At 40.0% G+C, this 20,955-nt stretch carries 20 protein-coding genes; 3 read left to right on the forward strand and 17 right to left on the reverse strand.

The window, feature by feature from the left end; all coding sequences use genetic code 11:
• Nucleotides 1-15: 15 nt before the first annotated feature.
• The 6 genes from rocD to BP74_RS05205 form a co-directional block, all read right to left on the reverse strand.
• On the reverse strand, nucleotides 16-1,251 hold the full coding sequence (gene rocD, locus BP74_RS05180) for an ornithine--oxo-acid transaminase (protein WP_496371752.1): 1,236 nt from the start codon (nucleotides 1,249-1,251) through the stop codon (nucleotides 16-18).
• A gap of 276 nt (nucleotides 1,252-1,527) precedes the next feature.
• A complete protein-coding gene (gene queD / locus BP74_RS05185; protein WP_496371754.1) occupies nucleotides 1,528-1,884 on the reverse strand; it encodes a 6-carboxytetrahydropterin synthase QueD in 357 nt (118 codons plus the stop codon).
• Between the two features lie 45 nt (nucleotides 1,885-1,929).
• Nucleotides 1,930-2,742, reverse strand: a complete 813-nt coding sequence (gene ispE / locus BP74_RS05190) for a 4-(cytidine 5'-diphospho)-2-C-methyl-D-erythritol kinase (protein WP_496371756.1) — start codon at nucleotides 2,740-2,742, stop codon at nucleotides 1,930-1,932.
• A 20-nt stretch (nucleotides 2,743-2,762) separates the two neighbouring features.
• On the reverse strand, nucleotides 2,763-3,365 hold the full coding sequence (locus BP74_RS05195; protein ID WP_496371758.1) for a bifunctional nuclease family protein: 603 nt from the start codon (nucleotides 3,363-3,365) through the stop codon (nucleotides 2,763-2,765).
• A 195-nt stretch (nucleotides 3,366-3,560) separates the two neighbouring features.
• Complete coding sequence (locus BP74_RS05200) at nucleotides 3,561-4,526, reverse strand: electron transfer flavoprotein subunit alpha/FixB family protein (RefSeq protein WP_496371760.1); 966 nt, start codon at nucleotides 4,524-4,526, stop codon at nucleotides 3,561-3,563.
• A 63-nt stretch (nucleotides 4,527-4,589) separates the two neighbouring features.
• On the reverse strand, nucleotides 4,590-5,333 hold the full coding sequence (locus tag BP74_RS05205) for an electron transfer flavoprotein subunit beta/FixA family protein (protein ID WP_496371762.1): 744 nt from the start codon (nucleotides 5,331-5,333) through the stop codon (nucleotides 4,590-4,592).
• Between the two features lie 99 nt (nucleotides 5,334-5,432).
• On the opposite strand from BP74_RS05205, the gene BP74_RS05210 reads away from it, so the two are divergent.
• Both BP74_RS05210 and tilS read left to right on the forward strand, forming a co-directional pair.
• Entirely contained in the window at nucleotides 5,433-5,744 is a 312-nt protein-coding gene (locus BP74_RS05210) for a tetratricopeptide repeat protein (RefSeq protein WP_496371764.1), read from the forward strand.
• Between the two features lie 5 nt (nucleotides 5,745-5,749).
• Entirely contained in the window at nucleotides 5,750-7,093 is a 1,344-nt protein-coding gene (gene tilS, locus BP74_RS05215) for a tRNA lysidine(34) synthetase TilS (protein WP_496371766.1), read from the forward strand.
• Here the strand turns inward: tilS and BP74_RS05220 are convergent.
• The 7 genes from BP74_RS05220 to BP74_RS05250 form a co-directional block, all read right to left on the reverse strand.
• Nucleotides 7,074-7,730, reverse strand: a complete 657-nt coding sequence (locus tag BP74_RS05220; RefSeq protein ID WP_496371768.1) for a rhomboid family intramembrane serine protease — start codon at nucleotides 7,728-7,730, stop codon at nucleotides 7,074-7,076. The genes tilS and BP74_RS05220 overlap by 20 nt on opposite strands.
• Before the next feature lie 77 nt (nucleotides 7,731-7,807).
• A complete protein-coding gene (locus tag BP74_RS05225) occupies nucleotides 7,808-8,281 on the reverse strand; it encodes a 23S rRNA (pseudouridine(1915)-N(3))-methyltransferase RlmH (protein WP_496371770.1) in 474 nt (157 codons plus the stop codon).
• Between the two features lie 80 nt (nucleotides 8,282-8,361).
• Complete coding sequence (locus BP74_RS05230; protein WP_496371772.1) at nucleotides 8,362-8,619, reverse strand: hypothetical protein; 258 nt, start codon at nucleotides 8,617-8,619, stop codon at nucleotides 8,362-8,364.
• A gap of 267 nt (nucleotides 8,620-8,886) precedes the next feature.
• Nucleotides 8,887-10,245 (reverse strand): glycosyltransferase, encoded by a 1,359-nt coding sequence (locus BP74_RS05235; protein WP_496371774.1) that lies wholly within the window; start codon nucleotides 10,243-10,245, stop codon nucleotides 8,887-8,889.
• Between the two features lie 746 nt (nucleotides 10,246-10,991).
• On the reverse strand, nucleotides 10,992-11,615 hold the full coding sequence (locus BP74_RS05240) for a c-type cytochrome (RefSeq protein WP_496371776.1): 624 nt from the start codon (nucleotides 11,613-11,615) through the stop codon (nucleotides 10,992-10,994).
• Between the two features lie 14 nt (nucleotides 11,616-11,629).
• Complete coding sequence (locus BP74_RS05245) at nucleotides 11,630-12,310, reverse strand: hemerythrin domain-containing protein (protein ID WP_496371778.1); 681 nt, start codon at nucleotides 12,308-12,310, stop codon at nucleotides 11,630-11,632.
• 41 nt (nucleotides 12,311-12,351) lie between these two features.
• Nucleotides 12,352-13,113, reverse strand: coding sequence for a hypothetical protein (locus tag BP74_RS05250; RefSeq protein WP_496371780.1), 762 nt, complete (start codon nucleotides 13,111-13,113; stop codon nucleotides 12,352-12,354).
• Nucleotides 13,114-13,281: 168 nt separating this feature from the next.
• On the opposite strand from BP74_RS05250, the gene BP74_RS05255 reads away from it, so the two are divergent.
• Nucleotides 13,282-16,422, forward strand: a complete 3,141-nt coding sequence (locus BP74_RS05255) for a ligand-binding sensor domain-containing protein (RefSeq protein WP_496371782.1) — start codon at nucleotides 13,282-13,284, stop codon at nucleotides 16,420-16,422.
• 41 nt (nucleotides 16,423-16,463) lie between these two features.
• Here the strand turns inward: BP74_RS05255 and BP74_RS05260 are convergent, their stop codons facing one another.
• From BP74_RS05260 to BP74_RS05275, 4 genes are all read right to left on the reverse strand, one after another.
• Entirely contained in the window at nucleotides 16,464-17,243 is a 780-nt protein-coding gene (locus BP74_RS05260) for a LytR/AlgR family response regulator transcription factor (RefSeq protein WP_496371784.1), read from the reverse strand.
• The gene (locus BP74_RS05265; RefSeq protein ID WP_496371786.1) at nucleotides 17,240-18,331 is read right to left on the reverse strand and encodes a sensor histidine kinase; all 1,092 of its coding nucleotides are present in this window, start codon (nucleotides 18,329-18,331) and stop codon (nucleotides 17,240-17,242) included. Before BP74_RS05265 ends, BP74_RS05260 begins: the two co-directional genes overlap by 4 nt.
• Entirely contained in the window at nucleotides 18,328-19,392 is a 1,065-nt protein-coding gene (locus BP74_RS05270; RefSeq protein WP_496371788.1) for a sensor histidine kinase, read from the reverse strand. The genes BP74_RS05265 and BP74_RS05270 overlap by 4 nt, the downstream gene beginning before the upstream one ends.
• Nucleotides 19,393-19,575: 183 nt before the next feature.
• Entirely contained in the window at nucleotides 19,576-20,853 is a 1,278-nt protein-coding gene (locus BP74_RS05275; RefSeq protein ID WP_496371790.1) for an MFS transporter, read from the reverse strand.
• Nucleotides 20,854-20,955 lie beyond the last annotated feature (102 nt).

Raw genomic sequence — 20,955 nt, forward strand, 5'->3', positions numbered from 1 at the left:
TTTATAAGGTTGGCTTCAGTTCAAGATTAATAAACTTTTCCGGATTATTTCCATACAATCATCAATTTGTTCATTGTTTATGGTCAACGGGGGTGCCATTCTTATTTTATCTCCATGGGTGGGCTTGGCCAGCAAGCCATTATTTTTCAATTCCAGGCACAGTTCCCAGGCAGCATCATTCCGATGGTGTTTTATGATTATGGCATTCAATAAACCTTTGCCCCTGATACAATCGATATGAGGACTATTCAACTCCTGCACCTGTTTCCTGAAGTAATCGCCCATAGCTGCTGCATTTTCTGAAAGATTTTCATTTTGTAATACTTCCAGTGCTGCAATGGCCACCTTGCAGGCAAGAGGATTTCCTCCATATGTAGAACCATGTTCACCAGGTTTGATTGTCAGCATGATCCCGTCATCTGCTAAAACAGCGCTTATGGGTAAACATCCGCCGCTAAGTGCCTTTCCCAGTATCAATATGTCTGGATGAACATTTTCATGGTCGCAGGCCAGCATTTTACCAGTGCGGGACAATCCGGTTTGAATTTCGTCAGCTATGAACAGAACATTTGACTTTTTGCATAGTTCCCAGGCAGTACTCAAATAGCCTTCAACAGGTACAACCACGCCTGCTTCTCCCTGAATAGGTTCCACCAAAAAACCAGCTACCGATTCATCTTCCAGGGCCTGTTCTAAAGCTTCCAGGTCATTAAAAGGAATTTGTATAAAGCCCGGCATGTAAGGTCCGAAATTATCGCGTGCAGATGGGTCTGTGCTAAAAGAAATGACGGCGGAAGTGCGTCCATGAAAATTTCCTTCACAAACAATGATCTTAGCCTGCTGATCTTTTATTCCTTTTACAAGGTAACCCCAATGTCTTGCCAGCTTAATAGCTGTTTCAACGGCTTCCACACCAGTGTTCATGGGCAACACCTTGTCGTAATTGAAAAGGCTTGTGAGGTATTTCGAATATTCACCCAACATGTCATTGTGAAAAGCCCTGCTTGTCAGGGTGAGGCGTTGAGCCTGTTCCACCAGCGTATTTATAATAGAGGGGTGGCAATGACCCTGGTTTACTGCGGAATAGCCGCTTAAAAAATCATAGTAACGATTGCCTTCAACATCCCATACAAAAACATCCTGGCCCCTGGATAATACCACGGGAAGGGGATGATAATTATGGGCACTGTACTTTTCTTCGAGGTCTAAATAATATTGTGTAGTATGTTCTGTAACATTGACTGTTTGCATGGTAATGAAGTTTATGAATTAACAGGAACGTGTAACCGTTAGAAACAGCACTAAGGTTAGTGATTGAGCAGGTCAAGGTTGGTGGATAAAAAAGAACCCTCGAATTTCATTACATGAATTGTTTTTCAAAAATAATGAAATATGTTATGATATTCAATATAAGCCTTGCTTCAGTATAAAAATCAGAAGTGCAGTAGAGGAGCGTAAGTTAATTACCTGTAAACAATTCAAAACAAATTTCCTGAAGTGAAATTGCATTATAACATCGGCATAGGTCTATTCGCCATAATATATAACTCCTGTAGTTGGAGTTTCATACAATTCGATCTTGTGCAAAAGCGGGAGCAATGGTTTGATCTGTTTCCATATCCAAGAAGTTATATTTTCAGCCGTAGGATTTTCCAGGCCTTTTATCTCATTGATCACCTGGTGGTCCAATTGGTCAATAACACCAGAAAGTGCGTCTTTTAATTCTTTGAAATCCATGATCCATCCTAATTGCGGATCAATAGGTCCTTTAATAAAAACGCGAAGCCTGTAAGTATGGCCATGCATGTTTTTACACTTGTGTCCATCAGGAACATTGGGAAGAAAATGAGCTGAATCAAAAGAAAACTCCTTATAAATTTCCATGCTATAAATTCTGGCGCAAAAGTAAGCGAAGCGTATAATATGATATTATATGGTTTTCATAAAATAATGAGGAGGAAGATCGAAATGCAGCATAGCTGACTTTTCAAACAGACCAAAAACAGTAGATCCGCTTCCTGTCATGGAGGCATAAACTGCACCTTTATCATAAAGCTGTGCCTTTATTTCTTTGATGACTGGAAACTGCTCAAATACTGGAATTTCAAAATCATTATAAAGAAGGTTTTTCCACTCCGAAACTGGCAACGCAATGATGTTCTTCAATTGATCATTCCGTGGGGCAGCCAGGATACGGGAGAAAGCCCAACCCGTACTTATATGAATGCCCGGGTTGATCAAAACAATTGTATAGTTAGATAAATCAAGCTTCACGGGTTCCATTCTTTCACCCCTTCCTGTTGCATACACCGGCTTATTTATAATAAAGAAAGGACAATCGCTGCCGAGTTGTAAGGCATACTCCATCAATTGCTGTTCATTTAGTCCCAGGTTGAATTTTTGGTTGATCAGCAATAAGGTAAATGCACCATCAGCGCTCCCGCCGCCTAAGCCTGCACCCGCAGGAATTACTTTATGAAGGTGCATTTTCAGAGAAGGGAGGGTATGATTAACCTTTTTTAATACATTATAAGCTTTAAAGCAAATATTATCTTCTTTGGAATTTTCTATATGAAGTCCCGATATGGAAAATTCTGTATGTGGATCCTGGTTGTGAATAACCTCTAATCCATCACAAAAAGGAATGGGGTAAAATACAGTTTCAAGATCATGGTAACCATCGTTACGTTTCCCGGTTATATGCAGGCCCAGGTTGATCTTGCAGTTTGGAAAAGTGATCACAGGGAAGCTGTTAAAGCATGTTAATCCTTCTTGCGGTTATTGATCTCATCCCTGATAGCGATTGCCCTGATGTAGTCTTCCTGCTCCAATACTTCATTAAGCAGGGTATTGAGGTCCTCCAGGCTCATGGACTTTAAATCACCTTTACTTCCGGCTTCTTCTTCGGGAGAGGAAATGGCAGGAGATTTTTTCTTTTTGCCGGTAGTGCCCGGATCTTCCATTAGTATGCCCGCACTTTCTAATATATGCTCGTAGGTATAGACAGGGCAACCAAAACGTACCGCTAAGGCCAGTGCGTCAGAGGTCCTTGAGTCTATCTCAATTGTGTCATTATCGGAAGAGCAAACCAGTTTTGAATAAAATATGCCTTCCTGCAGGTCAGAGATGATTATTTCGTGAAGTTCAATATTAAATGCCGTCATGAAGTTTTTCATCAGGTCATGTGTAAGGGGACGACTAGGTTGCATTTTTTCCAAAGCAACGGCTATAGCCTGTGCCTCAAAACCACCAATTACTATTGGCAACCTGCGCAAACCATTTACCTCTCCCAGCACTACAGCATAAGAATGTGTCTGAGTTATACTGTGTGATAGTGCCACAATTTCCAATTCTATTTTCTTCATAACTATAAATAAAACAACGCTTTTGCTAAGGTTTGCAAACCTACAGATTTTAAGCCAAAACCTGAAAACTCAGGGTAAACAAGCTATAGTGACCTGGAAGGCTTTATTTCATTACAAAAATATAGCCTTTACTTCCACGTTATAACCCTGTTGACGCCAATTCAATAAACCAACTTCTTATATTAATGACAGAACTCAGGACTGCCCTTTCATTTTTTTAATAGCACTTGTCAATTTAGGCACTATTTCAAAAGCATCTCCTACCACACCATAATCAGCGGCTTTGAAGAAAGGAGCTTCAGGGTCTTTATTGATCACAACTATCACCTTACTTCGGTTTACACCTGCTAAATGTTGAATAGCACCACTGATACCGACTGCTACATATAAATTGGGAGCGATAGCTATACCTGTCTGCCCAACATGTTCATTGTGTGGACGCCAGTGTGCGTCAGCCACGGGTCGGCTACAGGCCAGGGCTGCGCCCAGGGTATCTGCCAGTTCTTCTACCATGCCCCAGTTTTCAGGACCTTTTAGTCCTCTTCCAGCGCTTACTACCACATCCGCTTCTGTCAGGCTAACCTTACCTGAAGTTTTGGTAGTGTCAACAGTTTTTAATTTTGGTGATTCGATGGAGGCCTCAAATGGAACGATTTCCGCTTTGCCTTCGGTGGTTGTGATTGTAAAAGCATTTACATTTAAAGAGATCACCTTTACATCGGTATTGATGGCTACCTGGGCAAATGCTTTTCCTGAAAAAACATTTTTGCGTACTTTAAATCCATTTGTGGTATCAGGCAAAGCATTCACGCCTGCAGCCAGGCCTGCTTTCAGACGAACAGCCACCCTCGGAGCCAATGCCTTTCCACTGCTGTTATTGGAAAATATGATCACTTTGGCGCCAGATTTTTCGGCCACTTGTGCTATCACCTTAGTATAAACCTGCGAGTCAAATTGCTGTAATTGGTCATTTTGTACCTGGTAAACCTTTTTTACTCCATGTTCACCCAAGGTCCCCAGGTCCTCATTAACAGATCCCAGGATAACTGCTTCGGCTGTTGTGCCGGTCTGTTCTGCTATTTTAGCGCCGTAGCTTAATGCTTCATGGGAAGCCTTTTTAATGTGCCCATCTATGTGATCAACAAATATTAAAACACTCATGTTGCTTATTTATAGTTTTACCCTCTAACTGGGTATCAATAGATTAATAAATCAATTAAAGAATTAAATAGCGCGTGCTTCCTCATGAAGTAACCGAACCAATTCATCTATATTGTCTGGTGAAACCAGTTTTACACCTGCTTTAGCCGGGGGTAACTGAAATTCAGTGAAAGCAGTCATAGGTTCCACTGTTGCAGGTTCAACTACTTTTAATGGCCTGGTACGAGCCGCCATAATACCCCGCATATTGGGGATCCTGGCCTCTGCCATTCCTTTTTGACAACTCAATACAAGAGGGAAGGAGCATTCAATGGTCTCTTCACCACCTTCGATTTCTCTTTTTACTGTGGCAGTTGAACCATTTACCTGCAGGTTGGTTGCATTGGCAATATAAGGAAGGTCCAATAGTTCTGCCAGCAAACCACCAACAGCTCCGCCATTATAATCAATCGTTTCCTTACCGGTTAGTATCAGATCATAATTACCATTCCTGGCTATTTCCGCAATTTGATAGGCTACCTGGTAGCTTTCCAATGGCTCCGCATTGATACGTATGGCTTCATCACCACCCAATGCCAGTGCTTTCCTGATAATAGGTTCAGCATCTGCACCACCAACCGTAATAAGGTTGATAATAGTTGATGCATCTTTTTCCTTTAATTCAATGGCTCTCACCAGTGAATACCATTCGTCATAGGGATTGATGATCCATTGCACACCGTTTTCGGAGAATTTCGTGTTGTTATCCGTGAAAGCTATTTTTGCCGTGGTGTCAGGCGTCTTACTGATACAGACGAGAATTTTCATATAGCTAAATTATAGAAAAGTTTGATTTAGTTGCTTATGCAACTAATACTTTTGCAAATATAGTGCGCAAAGATACCTGAACAAGAATTTGCCATCAGCATGAATAGAGTAGAAAAATTAAAAGCTTTTTTGAACGAAAATCCCAATGATAGTTTTGTTCAACATGCACTGGCATTGGAATATGTGAAAGCAGGAGATGATGCGGAAGCCCGCCGGTTATTTGAAAGACTCCTGGAAAGAGATGAAAACTACATTGGCAGCTATTATCATCTGGCAAGGCTCCTGGAGAGAAATGATGCTAAAGACAGCGCCATAAGCTGCTATGAAAAAGGCATGTTGAAAGCAAAAGAAGCGAATGACCATCATGCCTATAATGAATTACGGGCTGCCTATGAAGATCTTGTTTATTAACACAAATGAACCCTGTTTTGTTACAGCATTTCAATCAATATTTCCGGGAAAAAGCTATCGATCCTAAGGCCAGCCGATTTATTGTTGCCATAAGTGGCGGCGTGGATTCCGTAGTGCTGGCAGATCTTTGCAAAAGATCAGGCTTTCAATTCAGTTTGGCGCATTGCAACTTTCGTCTCAGGAACGAAGAAAGTGAAAGGGATGAAGCTTTTGTCAGGTCTTTCGCTCAAAAACTGGAAGTGCCTCTAAAGGTCATACATTTTGATACCAGCCAGTTTGCACAGGAAAATAAGTTGTCGGTACAGGAAGCAGCGCGGGCTCTGCGCTATCAATGGTTTGATGAATTGAAAAACACTGGGGGCTTTGACTTTATATTATTGGCGCACCATGCCGATGATAATATCGAAACCGTTTTAATGAATTTTTTCAGGGGAACAGGTTTGAAAGGTTTGACGGCTATTCCCGGGGGAAGTAAAGAAGAAAAACGTTTATTGAGGCCGTTGCTTGGTGTTCGAAGAAAAGATATCATTGAATATGCGTATAAGCAGGGCTTGACCTGGGTTGAGGATTCTTCTAACAGCTCCGTGAAGTACACGCGCAATTATTTCAGGCATGAACTGATACCCTCTGTTCAAAAAGTATTTCCCCAGGTAGAAGAAAATCTATTAGATAACATTGAGAGATTCACTAAAATACATAACCTGTACCAGCAAATGATTGCAGGTTTAAAAGATAAGATCTGTGAAAAAGGAGTAAATGAGATCCGTATTCCTATCAAAAAGCTGGAGAAATACCTTGACACATCTTTGATATATGATATCATAAAAGATTATGGTTTTGGAGAGAAGCAGGTGCCCGAGGTTCAAAAGCTTTTGAATGCAGCTTCAGGAAGGTTTGTTGAAAATGAAAACTTCCAGGTGATCAGGCACAGGAACTGGCTCATTATAGCCCCCAAGACTTCAGTTACAGACATTATTGCCATCGACAGGGAACAGCAACTGGTTCGTTTTCCCGGGGGCATGCTGGAATTCAATCTATTGTCCGCAGGAAAATTAAAACTGGAAGGGGAAGCTAATACTGCCTTGCTGGATGCGAAACATATAGAGTACCCGCTTGTACTTAGAAAATGGAAAACAGGGGATTATTTTTATCCACTGGGTATGACCAAAAAGAAAAAGCTTTCCCGTTTCTTTATTGATCAAAAGCTTTCCCGTAACCTAAAAGAAAATATGTGGATCCTTGAATCAGGAAAGAGGATCATTTGGGTAGTAGGAATGCGCATAGATGACAGATTCAAAATAATACCTTCAACAAGGGAAGTGGTCAGGGTCAGCTTGACCAACCCTTAGACCTGAGGTAATATTTTACACCATCAATAAATTCCTGGATGGCATTGAAACCTGCAAGCTTACCAACAACAATGATAAATAATACCCCATATATAGCCCCCCAGATATGGGCGCTATGATTGATGTTATCACCACCACGTTTGTCCAGTAAAGCGGAAATCAGCAAGTATAGAGGACCGAAAATAAATCCGGGAATAATGGGAGGAATGATAAAAAAGCCTACTTCCACATAAGGAGCGATCATCAAACCTGCAAAAACTACGGCACTGACTGCACCAGAAGCGCCCAGGCTCCTGTAGGAATAATCATTTTGGTGTTTGAAATACGTGGGAAGTATGGAAATAAGAAGTGAGGAAATGTACATGGCCAGGTAAAACCATTTTCCATTGGCTTCAAATATTTCAACAAACTTTTGTTCCACAAACCTTCCAAACAGATACAGCGAAAGCATGTTAAATATCAGGTGTCCAAAATCTGCATGAATGAGTCCACAGGTAAAGAAGCGGTACCATTGCTTTCTTTGTGTAACAGCAGGAGGATAAAAAATCAGGTCGTCAATGATCTTCTGGTTACTGAAGCCTCCAAAAGAAATTAAAGATGTGACAATAATAATGATGACCGTTATTGAAAGCTCCATGATAAATCTGTATTGATGAATGAATCAAACGGGTGCTAAACTAATGCACACCTTAGCAATCACCAAATATGTGACAATTACTTATGGTGGTATTTTTCATTTCTTAATATGGTACAGGCGCGGTAAACCTGCTCGGCAAGAATAAGCCGAACCAACTGGTGTGGGAAGGTCAGTTGAGAAAGTGACCATTTCAGGTTAGCCCTTTTTATTACTGATTCATCAATGCCAAATGCACCACCAATGAGGAATACAATGTTTTTAGTGCTTTCTGTTGCCCTTTGCTGGATAAAATTGGCCAGGCCTTCTGAAGTCATTTCTTTACCTTTTTCATCCAGGGCTACAAGGAAATCTGCAGGACTGATCCATTGAAGAATGATCTCAGCTTCTTTTTTCTTCAAATCCATTTCTGACAGCATGCCGGCATTCTTAGGGACAGGAATGATGGTCCATTCAACAGGAAAATATTTAGATATGCGTTTGGTGAATTCAGAAATTCCTTCTTTCACATAAGTATCATTGGACTTACCTATCGACCAAAGAGAAATCTTCATGGTGCTGGTTTATTGGCAAAGAACGGAAAACAGCAGGAATAGAGTAGGACGACTTGAAAACATTTCAGGTCAATCGTGTATCAGGGTGCAGCACTCAAACCATTTTTGGGAAGGCAGTTACTGTAATTAATATCCTCAATTACCTGGTCTATCAGGTCCCTGCTTAAAGTGCCTTCCACTTTCCAACTACCGGAAGATTGACTGGCAGATAATCTTGGAGGAATAATTTCACGGCTTGGATTTTCAGCAGGATTTAATATCAATTGGTCATTTTCTTCAAATACCTGGTAGCCAACCGGGTTTCCATCTACAAATAAAACAGTTGAGAAAAGTAACATAAGGGTGTTTTCAATTGGCATGTTATAAACGAATATTGTACCCAAGCAGTTATAAAATAGATTTAGGCAGATAAAAGGAAAGAATTAAGTGTTTTGACGTAAGAAGTTGTACAACAATTAACTAAAAACAAACAAGCAACAAGAAAATGAAAAAGGTTGGTAATAAGGATGGGATTATTTTTCTACAAATATTAGTAGGCCTATTTAATCCTTGTTTAATTTAATTAAAAAATTAACCGGTCATCGATAGACAACCGGTTGCACGCATCAATATATAGATTCTTCCAGGGTACTCTTCGCCTGTAAGTGTTTTTTGGATCTTCTAATCAGGGAAGCCACATGAGCAGCAAACAAGCTATTCGGATCATATTCATTGAATTCCTTATTAAGCTGGCTGACATTGTTTGCATAAACAGGGTTCTCAAATATTTCTTCAACTGCCTTCTGCAATTGTGCTGCAGTTGGTTTTTCTGTCTTCAGGTTCACCCCTAATTTAAAAAAACCTACCCGGGCATTGATCTCATTCTTCCCTTCATGTACTCCGGCTACCACCAATGGCAATTCATTTTGAATCGAAAGTAATACACCTCCATAGCCGCCATTGGTAATGTACACATCCGCATAAGGCATCACATCTTCAAAAGGAATAAAATCTTCTATTATTATGTTAGGCTCAGGGTAACTTTTTTTTATTTTTTCGGTATGCGCACCTCCTGTAGTTGCTATCACCAGCACATCAGTGTTCTTAAATGCTTCAAGCGTCGGTACAAGGATTTTTTCTACATCTGTTTCTACAGTTCCCTGTGTCACCAGGACCACCCGACTGTATTGATTTAGTTTTTCATCAAACCAGGTCTGCCTTTCTTTTTTTGGATGGTAAGGAAGTAACGGCCCGATAAAATGAATATGTTTGCTTAAATCACTTCGTTTATATTCAAAACCAGGAGTTCCGCTTTGCACAACGATTGTTGATTTTTTGATCAGGATATCAAATAAGTTAGAACCTCCTGTAGCAATACCATATTTACCAAGAATTTCTGTCATTACACGGGTGGGTTGTGCAAATAAGATCTTATCGGCAATGAACCGGAGTACATCCTGTTTTCTTTTACCAAAAAAACCAGTAGATGGAGTCAAGCCCAACCCGGCTGGAGGCAGATCCCTTGAAGTTTCTTTCAAAGGTATAATGTCAACCCCAATGACAGGTATGCCCATCCTCTCCCTCACAAAAGGAATTCCACCAAAAGTTATATCGGCCACCATGACATCAAACTCAAATTCTTCATAGATGTCCAATATGTCTTCATAATATTCCGGACTTCTGAGAATGAAGACATTGATCATATCATGCTTAAGCTTGGCAACCTGTCCTTTATATTTTTTCCTATCAGGGAATACAGCATCAATATCGGGCATTGAAGCAAAGTCCAATGCTTTTTTCAAGCCATAAAATGGTATGCCCAATTTGTTTATTTTCTGTTCATATTTTTTTGAGGTGTACCAGCGTACATCACAACCCAGGGTTTTTAAATGCATGGCCAGACCTGTTAAAGGATTAAAATGACCGTCGCCAGGAAAATTGGCAAACAATATTTTGCTGCCGGGAAGTATGGAATGAATGTTCATGATCAGGTTCTTTAAAAATTATTAGATGTTTTTAAAATGATACATCGAAGCTATATGCGGCTGGAAGCAAATTCAACCCTGTATTGTATGAATTGTTGCATGCGGTTCATGAAATGCGTTTCTATTTTTTACATACAATTCATAACAGAAATTAAGCAGTTCACGCACCTTCCAAATGCAACCTGTTATTGATGGTCATAGCTTGTGACAAATTTGAAAAAGGGGAGAAGGATAATTCAGTAAACCATTCGTCATGCACACCAGATTGCTTATAACCCCATCACTGATTTTGACATTGCTACTCTGCGTTGTGCTACTACATGCCGGCACCAGTAAGAACATTTATTGTACTAACAATAATGTTAAGCTGCGGGAAACGCAGGTGGTTATAGCAACTGCGGATTTTAAAGCCAACAGCTTCCTCCCATCCTTATTGGTTTTCTAGAAATGTACATGTCCGACCAGGTTGGTTTCTCTGCTATAAATACTTGCTATAAACTCATTTATTAAGCACTTCGGATATATTCATAATACGCTTTCCTATCATCTTCAGGTTTGTGGTAAATCAACCGGTTTAATATTAAATACAGTAAATAAGTAAGAGAGGTTTCTATTCATCATTCTTGAGAGATCATATGTCAATTGGTATATGATAACTTCAACCTGTAATCGAAAAGTATCCATATCATTAAAAACCCCTCTGTTGATACAGGAGGGGTTAACACATGAAAATTGCCCGTATTTATCTAGTTCAGTTTAGCTATTTGGTCGGGTGCTATTGGGCCGGGCACCCTGTTTTGCACTGGCGGCGTTGACTTTAAATAGGCGAAAATGGCCTTCAGGTCTTCATCTGTTGCATTTTTATACATGGCCCATGGCATTGGAGGCAAAAGTGGTCGTGAGTTTTCAAGACCTTTATATTTTCCATGCCTGATAGCATTGATAAATTGTCCCTCGGTCCAGTTACCTATACCGGTTGCATCTGAGGTCAGGTTAGCAGCAAAAGATACTCCCCAGGGTCCAACAAAGGTGGTAAGGTTATGACTAAACAGTACCCAGTTTTGCAATTCAGCCGCATTGATCCTGGGCACAGGAACAGTCGCAGGATGACCGGAAAGCATTCTGGCGCTATCGATCTCCGGTCCATGAGCCGTCATGACCTTTGGTGAATGACAATCATTACATCCCATTATTGTCACCAGGTATTGCCCGCGTCTGACCATGTTTTCTTTACTGTCTGCTTCTGTAATTCCTTTCACTTCCACTACGCCTTCATTATTGGTGGAAGGAGTTTTATCACTATTGCAGGCAATAATGGCTGTTACAGCAAGCAAAGTGATGGTACACAGGACTATCGATATTTTTTTCATATTGATTGATTGTATTAATTTAAAACAACGTTTTCCTGTAATGATTCTACCAGGTGCTGGAAGCGTTTTTTTGAGTATTCCTGCCTGGCCTTATTGAACAGCGTTTGATAAACAATTGAAGGAGCTATGCGTTGAACTGCCATGAGCCAGGCAGCCGCCTCTGTATTATTTATACCACGAAGCATCCATTTTGAGAAAAAATCCTGGTGCCAGGGCTCTGTTGATTCAACGATCCTGTTTTGTATTTGGAGTATTTCACCATCAGTGTAATACCTCCAAAGTATGTTATTGATAACATCTTCTTCCTTAGCCATATGTTTCAGGTTGAAGGCAACAAATTCTACGAATATTACATTGAGTTTTCTGCCTGCGGCCTCCCTGTCAGCGGCCTTTAATAAACTGTCAAGCTGTTTTACCGCATCTGATAATTGTCTTGCCAATGCAAGGTCAGCCACATGCTCCTGTTCAAAAGCATCTACTACTGATGGCTCGTATTGTAATATGGCGGGAAGAACAAATGTATCTTCCTTGTGGGCATGTTCGTCAAATAACATCACCACTTCCCTTACTTTTTCCAGGGCTGATTCTGATTCAGAGGCTGAGGTGAAATCGGCCTGCTGTAATTGAAGTGCAGTGTCATATAATGCTGCACGAAGCCCTTTGTGTATCTGGTTGAAAATATTAAATCTTTCCATGGTTAATTTATTTATGGTTGAGTAATAATTTATACTGCCTATCATGAAGCCTGGCGGAACACAAAACCTTCAAGGGAAATATTGGTGGTGCCAGCTTCTTTGTTAATAGTCATTTTGGTAGGATAGTATCCTGCAACTTTAAATTTTGAAGGTTGGGGAATGGTGCGTTGGAAAGAAGTAGTTGCCTTTAAGAAGTCAAGGGTGATCATGGGTTCATAAAAAACAACCTGGCCATCATAGGAGCCGTACAGGAATGTTTGAGTAAAGGGAACACCATGAAGTTCAGGTGATGTTACATCTATCCAATGCTTCCCCATCATAGGAACACCAGGTCCTGCAATGTGGTTGGCGGGAACGTAATCAGTGGAAGGCAGATTTTCCATCTTTGCCATATCTACATAATTCATTACATCACCGGGCGCCGATAAATAAAAATGCATATCGAAATGGGCGGTATCATAAACCCCTGCCGGCTCATGTCCCATAGGATTCCAGTTCAGCATAATGAATTGAAACGGCGTTACTTCCAGCGCTTTTCCCGGTAAGGAGATCAGGATATTGTTCTCATGGGTATGACCTTCTGTCGATCCACCTTCACCTACTTGTACGGTAGCCAATGTAGCAGCATCAAGAGACAAGGTTAACTTTTCAGGAATTCCAGAGCTATTAAGTTTTAATGAGCTCCAGGCTTTACCATGGTAAACTTCAGATTCAGGTCCTTTGAAGACATTATTATTATCCTTATCTTTTTTGCAGGACGCCAGGGCAGCAACAATGGTAAATAGTGCAATAACTTTTTTCATAAAATCAGTTCTTTGGTTTGTTTTTATTGTGGTTAATGATTTGTTTGATGTAAAATTCAGTCATGCACCATGCAAGGAGAAGCGGTTTATGCATGAATTGGATATATGCGGGAATGAGTTGAAACTGGGTTGAATGCACTCAATTCCTTTAATAAAAAGATGAATTGAGTGATTACTGTAATCAATTGCAATTATGTGGTGATGAAATATTCCCGTATAATAGTTCTGCGCATTAAATTTGAAAGTATAATACTGGCTGCTTTGGTACGATTTGTCAATTCTGTTATCCTGCTTTTGTTCTTAACTGTAACTGCCTATTCCCAGCATGCCAGGCAGTATTCCTTTAAGCATTTTTCAGTTTCCAATGGTTTGGCCTCCAATACAGTAAGCGCCACCGTGCAGGACGACCAGGGTTATATGTGGTTTGCCACAGTCAATGGCCTTCAACGTTATGATGGTAATGGCTTTATTACTTTTAAATCAAATGACAAGGATCCCAATGCAATTCCAAGTACTCATATTATAACCCTGTTCCTTGATAATAAAAACCGCCTGTGGCTGTATGGGGATAATCAAAAGGTGGGCATATTTGATACACGCAAATTTATTTTTAAAGAAGTGCCTGTACAGGAAAAAAAGCCTTTCTATGATCCTGTATCTTTCAGGCAGTTGCCTACAGGGGAATTAATTTTAAAAGCCTATGGACTCTTGTATGAGTTCAGGGAAAAGGAAAATGTTTTTGCTCCGGCCAGGTCCATTGCAAAAATGCCGCACAACTGGGTGCTCAATGATATTCATTGGGACACTGCCAGGAGAAGATACTGGATCAGTTGCGATTCAGGCCTGGTTCAATATGATCCTCAATCTAAACATGTAAATTACCGTGGACATAATGTAGATAAAGATCCGGTAATAGAGGCTTTTAAAGACCAGGACAGACCTTTTGGCGCATTTACTGACGCGCATTCCAACCTGGTATTTGTTTACTGGCCACCAACCCAGGGAGCACCCGAGATCAAACGCTATAACCAACAAACAAAAAAAACGGAGAGCTTTAAATTATGGCCACAATTGGGTTACCACGAGATCAATGGTTTCCTGCTACAACGAAATGGAAGGTTATGGGCATATGGAATGCCATTTTTTATGGAGTGGACAGAAGAAAAGCAACCTTTTATTCTTTTATCAGGTGAGAACCTCGATGAGCCCAAAATCAAATATGACTACGCTTACCAGGCATTTGAAGACAGGGAAAGCAATATCTGGATATCTACTGATAATGGAATTTTCCTGTTTAACCCCGATGCGCAAATATTTAACACCTATGGATTGGTACGCCCGGGAGACAAGGCAACTAAAGAGAGGCCTGTACAGGCAGTGATCCAGTTAAAGGATGACCGGATCTTTGTTGGCACCTGGGGCTCAAGTGGAATATATTGTTTCGATAAAAATTTTAATCCCATTCCCCTGCCTTCTTCCATGAAGGAAAAAGGTAAATATTATACGGTATGGGATATGGCCGTAAATAAAAAAACAGGCGAACTATGGATCACCTTACAGGCGGGGGGGCTGGTGATTTACAATCCTAAAACCAATAAGCTCTTTGAGTCTTACCCGGAGATATTTGGCAAATCGACCATCAGGCAGATAGATGAAGACACCTCTGGTAATATGTGGTTTGGCACACAAAACGGGAAAGTTATAAAATGGGATATAGACAAAGCTGGTGGCGATCCCTCCAAAGGATATGAGTTAGTTTGCCAGACTACCATGGTGTATAAAGTGCATTTCGATTACCAGGGTTTCATCTGGGTGGGCACCTTCGGAGATGGTCTTTTAAAGATTGATACCAGGACAAAAAGAATTGTCAAAAGGTTTACCAAAGAAAGTGTTGAGGGAGAAAGAATATTTAACAACTACCCCTCTGACATGACCTACTATAATGACACTACACTGATAGTAACAGCCGGTGCTATTAATATTGTCAATACCCGCACCAATAAAATTAGTTTTATTGGTGATGCTGACGGACTTCCTTCCAATACCGCAGAATCGATCGAAAATGACGACAATGGAATTCTTTGGGTGGGTATGACCAATGGAATTTGCAGGGTAAATCTTTCCAAAAAATTGATTAGCTATTATGACAGGCGGGATGGTATAGCCTATGATAAATTTGCAAAAACGGGGGTGCAGGAGTTAAATGACGGGCGTTTGGTATTTTTTACCGATCATAATTTCCTGGTGTTTAACCCTTCCATTTTTACGCAGCGAAATAAACCTTATAAACCCTATCTCACGTCATTTATGTTGGGAGGAAAAGCGCTGTCCATGGATTCACTTTCCAAAGCCGGCAAAGTGATCCTGAGTTATGATAATACTTCCATAGGGATCAATTTCAGCGCTTTAAGCTATTTACAACAAACGAAACTTCATTATTATTACAGGCTGGAGGGTGCTGATAAGGATTGGATACATGCTGATAAGCCTTCGGAAGCATTGTATAATTACCTGGCCCCGGGAAGTTACACTTTCCAGGTAAAAACAGAAAATACGGACGGTATTACAAGCAGCGAGATCGCTTCCTTTTTAATTATCGTAAGGCCGCCATTCTGGAGTACCTGGTGGTTTTATGGTTTGGTTATCTTATTGGTCATTACCATCCTCTATGTTGTTGATAAGGAAAGGATCAATAAAAGAGCTTCGTTAAGGCAAATGCGGAGGCAAATTGCTGGAAACCTTCACCAGGAAATCAGCCGTACACTGAATAATATCAATGTATTGAGTGAGATTGCCAAGATCAAAGCCGATAAGAATATAGAGCAATCCAAAGAATTCATCACACAGATAAGTTCGAAGAGCAGGTACATGATGGAAGCTATGGACGATATGCTGTGGAGCATAGATCCCCAGAATGACAGCATGAAGAAAACAATCCTGCGGATAAAGGAGCTGACCGAAGGACTTCGGTCTTCGTATGATGTTGATATTGACCTGATCGTAGATCATAAGGTACAGCTACTGGAATTGGACATGAAACTGCGGCATGATATATTCTTCTTCTATAAAGAAGCCCTGACCTACATGCTGGAGAATATTTGTTGCAACCAGATTTTTGTGAACATCAACCAGGTAAAGTCCAAAATGATGGTAGAAATTCTTTCAGAATGTGATGAAACAACAGCTGATTTTAAAAGCAGGTTTCAAAAAGCCATGCATAAACGATCAGAGGATCTTTCAGCAAATATGGAAGTCACTACGGATAATAAAAGTATTTCAGTGGTTTTGCTGGTTAATTTAAAAAGCTGAGGCTTTTGTTTGCCCCGGCTTTTAAACAATTTATTGCGCTACTATTTACCCAGCCAGTTTTTAAACTCTGTCACCTTCTCCCGGCTAACAATGGCTTCCTTATCTGTTTCAGGTTTTAATTGCAGCATAAGACGGTTTCCAAAATAATCATGGATCTGTGCTACACTATTTACCGAAATAAAAAATGAACGGCTGATGCGGAAATATTTATCGGGATCCAGCATTTCATTTAATTCATCCATGGTATAATCCACTACAAACTTTTTATTATCCAGTGTTTTAAAGAAATTCAACCTGCCATCACTGAAGAAATAAGCTATATCGTCTACTTCCACCGATACCAGTTTTTGGCCATGTTTCACCAAAAATCTTTTGCGGAATTCTTTAGTCTGTAATTTTTGCTGCAACTCCTTTACAAGATCTTCAATCAATACTTTAGGCGTAGACACATCTGAAGTATACATTTTTTTCATTTCCCTGTATTTCTCCAGTGCAGCCTGCAGGTCTTCTTTTTGAACAGGTTTCAATAGATAGTCAACGCTGTTCACCTTAAAGGCTTTTAAAGCATATTCATCATAAGAAGTAATAAATATCACGGGGCTTTTTACCTGGACATGATTGAATATTTCAAAACTCTGACCATCAGCCAACTCAATATCCATCAGTATCAGGTCAGGGGAAGGGTTGTTTTGCAGCCAGGTTACCGTGCTTTTGATACTGTCTGCTTCACCTACCACATTCGCCGATTCATCAACAGTTGATAATGTCTTTTTGAGCTTTTTTACTGCCAGTTCTTCGTCTTCTACTATAAGAATATTCATTTCCAAGGTTTTATTATGAATTCATTAGATACTAATTTCTGTTGGGTGATCTTATTCCATATGAGTGGAAGCACCACGCTAAAACTTGTTTTGTCCTCCAGCACCTGGAATCCAGGCTGGCTTATAAGTTCATACTTATTCCTGATATTTTCCAGCCCTATTTTGTTGGAAGGCCCTTTTATAGAACGTGTCTGAAGCGTGTTACTTACCACAAGTTTATTTCCTGTGGTCGTAAATATATCTATGACAAGGGGTTTGTTTTTTGAAAGTACATTGTGTTTGACTGCATTTTCCAGCAGTAATTGTAAGGAAAGGGATGGCAAAAGATACTGATCGTATTTTTTATCAATCTCTATCTCGAGTTGAACCGCATCTCCATGCCTTGTCTTCAACAATTGGTAATACGATTCAATAAAACGGATCTCGGTCTGCAAAGTGCTCAAGCCATCTTCATTGTTCCTAAGCAAATAGCGGTATACTTTGCTCAGTTCATTTAAAAAGACTTCCGCCTTTTTCCTGTCTTCAGAAATGAGCGATGATAATGTATTAAAGCAATTGAACAGGAAATGGGGATTGACCTGGCTTTTCAGTGTTTCGAATTCCTGCAGGATGGTAAGCTGTTCCAACTTTTCCTTTTCTACCACCAATAATTTCCATTGGCTGAAGGTGTAATTAGCCTCCCACATGGAGGTAGACATAAGCGTAAGCCCCAGGCTACAATACACTGCAAAACCCAATTTCTGAAGGTTCAATACATACCCAAGGAAATGCAGTGAATCAAAAAAAGTAAAAATAAAAATAAAGGCTACCGTTCTGATTAAAAAATGGGATAGGCCTAATATGGCCAGGCGTCGTGGCGTTTGCCTGATATCTGAGAACTCCTCTCTCAGGCGGTTCATTAATGCTATTTGAAGATACCAGGAAACGCAACCAATGAAATAGATCAATGGAAATGAAAAGAGCCAGACTTTCACATCTGTAAATGACCTGGAACCGAACAACAGGTTATTAATTAGAAGACATATAAAGGGCATCATTACAAAAAATGATGTCCATTCAGTCCTGGTTGGTTTTATCCATTTGATCATGCTTCGGTTAGTTCTTTAGTTTTCAATAAAGGCAATTGAATGGTTCTATGGGTTGGGGTTTCTATAATTTCCACTTCCTTTTGGCAAAGCAGTTTGAACTTATTGGAAATGTTCTCTATGCCTTCATCAAAACAATCACTGCAATTTAATTTTAGCTGCACCGTGTTTTTGATCACCAGTTCATCCTTACCCTTGCTACTAATCTCAACTAGCAGGGGATTGGATTTGCTTGCCTCATTGAATGTTAGAATATTTTCAAAAAGCATTTGCAAAGTAAGAGGTGGCAAAAATTGTTCATAATGCTCCTTATCTATAGAAATTGCCAGCTGCAAACCATCGGCATACCTTGCCTTTAATAAAAAATAATAGGACCTGATAAAGTTGATCTCTGTTTGCAGGCTCACTAATTGTTCTTCATTATTACGAAGCAAATAGCGGTAAACCTTACTCATATGATCAAGGAAATCTTCTGCTTTGTCTGCATCTTCATGGATAAGGCTGGACAAAGTGTTTAGGCCATTAAAAAGGAAATGCGGATTCATCTGGCTTTTTAATCCCAACAACTGGCTTTGCATGTATTCTTTTTTGAGCTGCTCCGTTTCATATAAGGTCACCCTGTAACTTTCATATCGCGAAACACCTTCGTTCAAAAAAGTGAGGAATACATTCATAACGGCAAACGTCAAAAAACATTTACCGAAGTTTGATTCATCATAGGAATAACCCATAAAATGAAACAGGTCATAGGCACGGCATAGTATAGAAAGGTAAACACCTGTTAGTAATACAAACACAGTTATGGTTAAAAATAATCTCCTGTAAACTTCGTGTGCATGTGGGAAGCGGTTGCGCAGGGATACTGCTATTTGTCCATATATAAAAAAAGCCAGGCACAATACTAGGAAAGTGACAAGTGTGGCCCAGGCAAAAACCCGTAATTCTTTGAAATAAACCGAGCCAAACAAAAAATAATTCATAAGTACGGCCATAGGAAACATGGTGAGCACCATGATAGGAAATTCCTTGCTATTATATTTTTCAAATTTTATATAACCAGCCATCATTTTAAAGTTAAGGCCTTTAATTGCTCAGTTCAGTGAGCAGAAGGTTATTTGAAATTTACCGGGTATGAATTGAGTAAAACCCTGTATGAATTGCATAAATATAATTCATAATAACAGGCTTTTGGCAGGTATACGGAATTGAAAGTTTATTGCAGTTAAACTTTCCCGTTACAAACACAATCAATCATTTAGCCGGGAAGTAGTTTTAGTGTCCTGCATTGTCAGGTATACTATCAATGAAACCAGGATGCAAAAAGATACATACCAATAGAAATAAGATTCATTTCCACGGTTTTTAAACCAAAGCGCTATGTATTCTGCAGTGCCGCCAAATATGGCCGTAGTAACTGCATAGGGCAGACCCACTCCAAGCGTCCTGATGGCAGAAGGATATAATTCAGCTTTTACTATGGCGTTGATGGAAGTATAGCCGCTTACAATCAACAGCCCCGCCATAATGAATATAAATGCACCGGTAGCTGAAGTAGTCATGCTCAATCCGGATAACAGGGGAACAGTCAGTATAGAACCCAGGATACCAAATCCTATCAGTAAAGGTTTGCGTCCCACATGGTCTGATAAAAGGCCAAATAAAGGTTGCACCAGGGCAAATACAAATAAGCTACCGAACGACACCAGTGTAGATTGTGATTTGGTTAAATGAACGGTATTGACAAGGAATTTTTGCATGTAAATGGAATAGGTATAAAAAGCCACTGTGCCACCTAAAGTCAATCCAATAACAGTCAGTATGGCCTTTGGATGCAGTAACAGCATTTTTATAGTACCCCGGTCTTTTTCATGAATGTTGATCTTTTTAAAATGATCAGTTTCTTCCAGGTTATTCCTGATATAAAAAGCAACTACAGAAAGTATGGCGCCAATAAAAAACGGGATGCGCCATCCCCATTGCAACAGCTGTGATTCCGTAAGTATAAATTGTTGCAATATCAATTGAATGCCCAGCGCTATTAATTGACCACCGATTAGTGTTACATATTGAAAGCTGGAATAAAATCCCCTCCTGTGAGATTGGGCCATTTCACTCAGGTAAGTAGCAGAACTTCCGTATTCACCTCCCAGGCTTAAGCCTTGTACCATCCTGGCCACAACCAATAAAACCGGGGCCGCCATTCCGATGGCATCATAACCAGGAATACAGGCAATAATCAATGAACCGAATGACATCAATAATACAGAAATTGTCATTGAGGTCTTACGTCCTTTTTGATCACCTATGGTTCCAAACAACCATCCCCCAACCGGTCTCATAAAAAAACCAACCGCAAAAATGCCGGCTGAATTCAATAATTGTGCGGTAGCGCTGGAATGAGGGAAAAAATAGGGAGCGAAATAAATGGAAAATGCTGCATAGGTATACCAATCATACCATTCTACAAGATTTCCAACAGAGCCTCCAATAATTGACTTTAGCCTATTTGATGATACAGGTTCCATTCAGTACTTAAACTTTGCCAAAATAAGGTTTATCCGGTTGAAACAAGGAAAGGCTGTTAGGAAATTGAAAAGCCTAAGCTCCTGTTAGCATTTACCTGATGA

It is taken from the genome of Flavisolibacter ginsengiterrae DSM 18136, from assembly GCF_059568575.1.

Bases quoted from the DNA above. Each gene is read 5' to 3' on its own strand.
- BP74_RS05200 (WP_496371760.1), bottom strand. From the start codon at position 4,526: ATGAGTGTTTTAATATTTGTTGATCACATAGATGGGCACATTAAAAAG.
- BP74_RS05265 (WP_496371786.1), bottom strand. From the start codon at position 18,331: ATGATCAAATGGATAAAACCAACCAGGACTGAATGGACATCATTTTTT.
- BP74_RS05250 (WP_496371780.1), bottom strand. From the start codon at position 13,113: ATGAAAAAAGTTATTGCACTATTTACCATTGTTGCTGCCCTGGCGTCC.
- BP74_RS05240 (WP_496371776.1), bottom strand. From the start codon at position 11,615: ATGAAAAAAATATCGATAGTCCTGTGTACCATCACTTTGCTTGCTGTA.
- BP74_RS05210 (WP_496371764.1), top strand. From the start codon at position 5,433: ATGAATAGAGTAGAAAAATTAAAAGCTTTTTTGAACGAAAATCCCAAT.
- BP74_RS05225 (WP_496371770.1), bottom strand. From the start codon at position 8,281: ATGAAGATTTCTCTTTGGTCGATAGGTAAGTCCAATGATACTTATGTG.
- BP74_RS05230 (WP_496371772.1), bottom strand. From the start codon at position 8,619: ATGTTACTTTTCTCAACTGTTTTATTTGTAGATGGAAACCCGGTTGGC.
- BP74_RS05270 (WP_496371788.1), bottom strand. From the start codon at position 19,392: ATGGCTGGTTATATAAAATTTGAAAAATATAATAGCAAGGAATTTCCT.
- BP74_RS05205 (WP_496371762.1), bottom strand. From the start codon at position 5,333: ATGAAAATTCTCGTCTGTATCAGTAAGACGCCTGACACCACGGCAAAA.
- BP74_RS05220 (WP_496371768.1), bottom strand. From the start codon at position 7,730: ATGGAGCTTTCAATAACGGTCATCATTATTATTGTCACATCTTTAATT.
- BP74_RS05260 (WP_496371784.1), bottom strand. From the start codon at position 17,243: ATGAATATTCTTATAGTAGAAGACGAAGAACTGGCAGTAAAAAAGCTC.
- tilS (WP_496371766.1), top strand. From the start codon at position 5,750: ATGAACCCTGTTTTGTTACAGCATTTCAATCAATATTTCCGGGAAAAA.
- BP74_RS05235 (WP_496371774.1), bottom strand. From the start codon at position 10,245: ATGAACATTCATTCCATACTTCCCGGCAGCAAAATATTGTTTGCCAAT.
- BP74_RS05245 (WP_496371778.1), bottom strand. From the start codon at position 12,310: ATGGAAAGATTTAATATTTTCAACCAGATACACAAAGGGCTTCGTGCA.
- BP74_RS05275 (WP_496371790.1), bottom strand. From the start codon at position 20,853: ATGGAACCTGTATCATCAAATAGGCTAAAGTCAATTATTGGAGGCTCT.
- queD (WP_496371754.1), bottom strand. From the start codon at position 1,884: ATGGAAATTTATAAGGAGTTTTCTTTTGATTCAGCTCATTTTCTTCCC.
- BP74_RS05195 (WP_496371758.1), bottom strand. From the start codon at position 3,365: ATGAAGAAAATAGAATTGGAAATTGTGGCACTATCACACAGTATAACT.
- rocD (WP_496371752.1), bottom strand. From the start codon at position 1,251: ATGCAAACAGTCAATGTTACAGAACATACTACACAATATTATTTAGAC.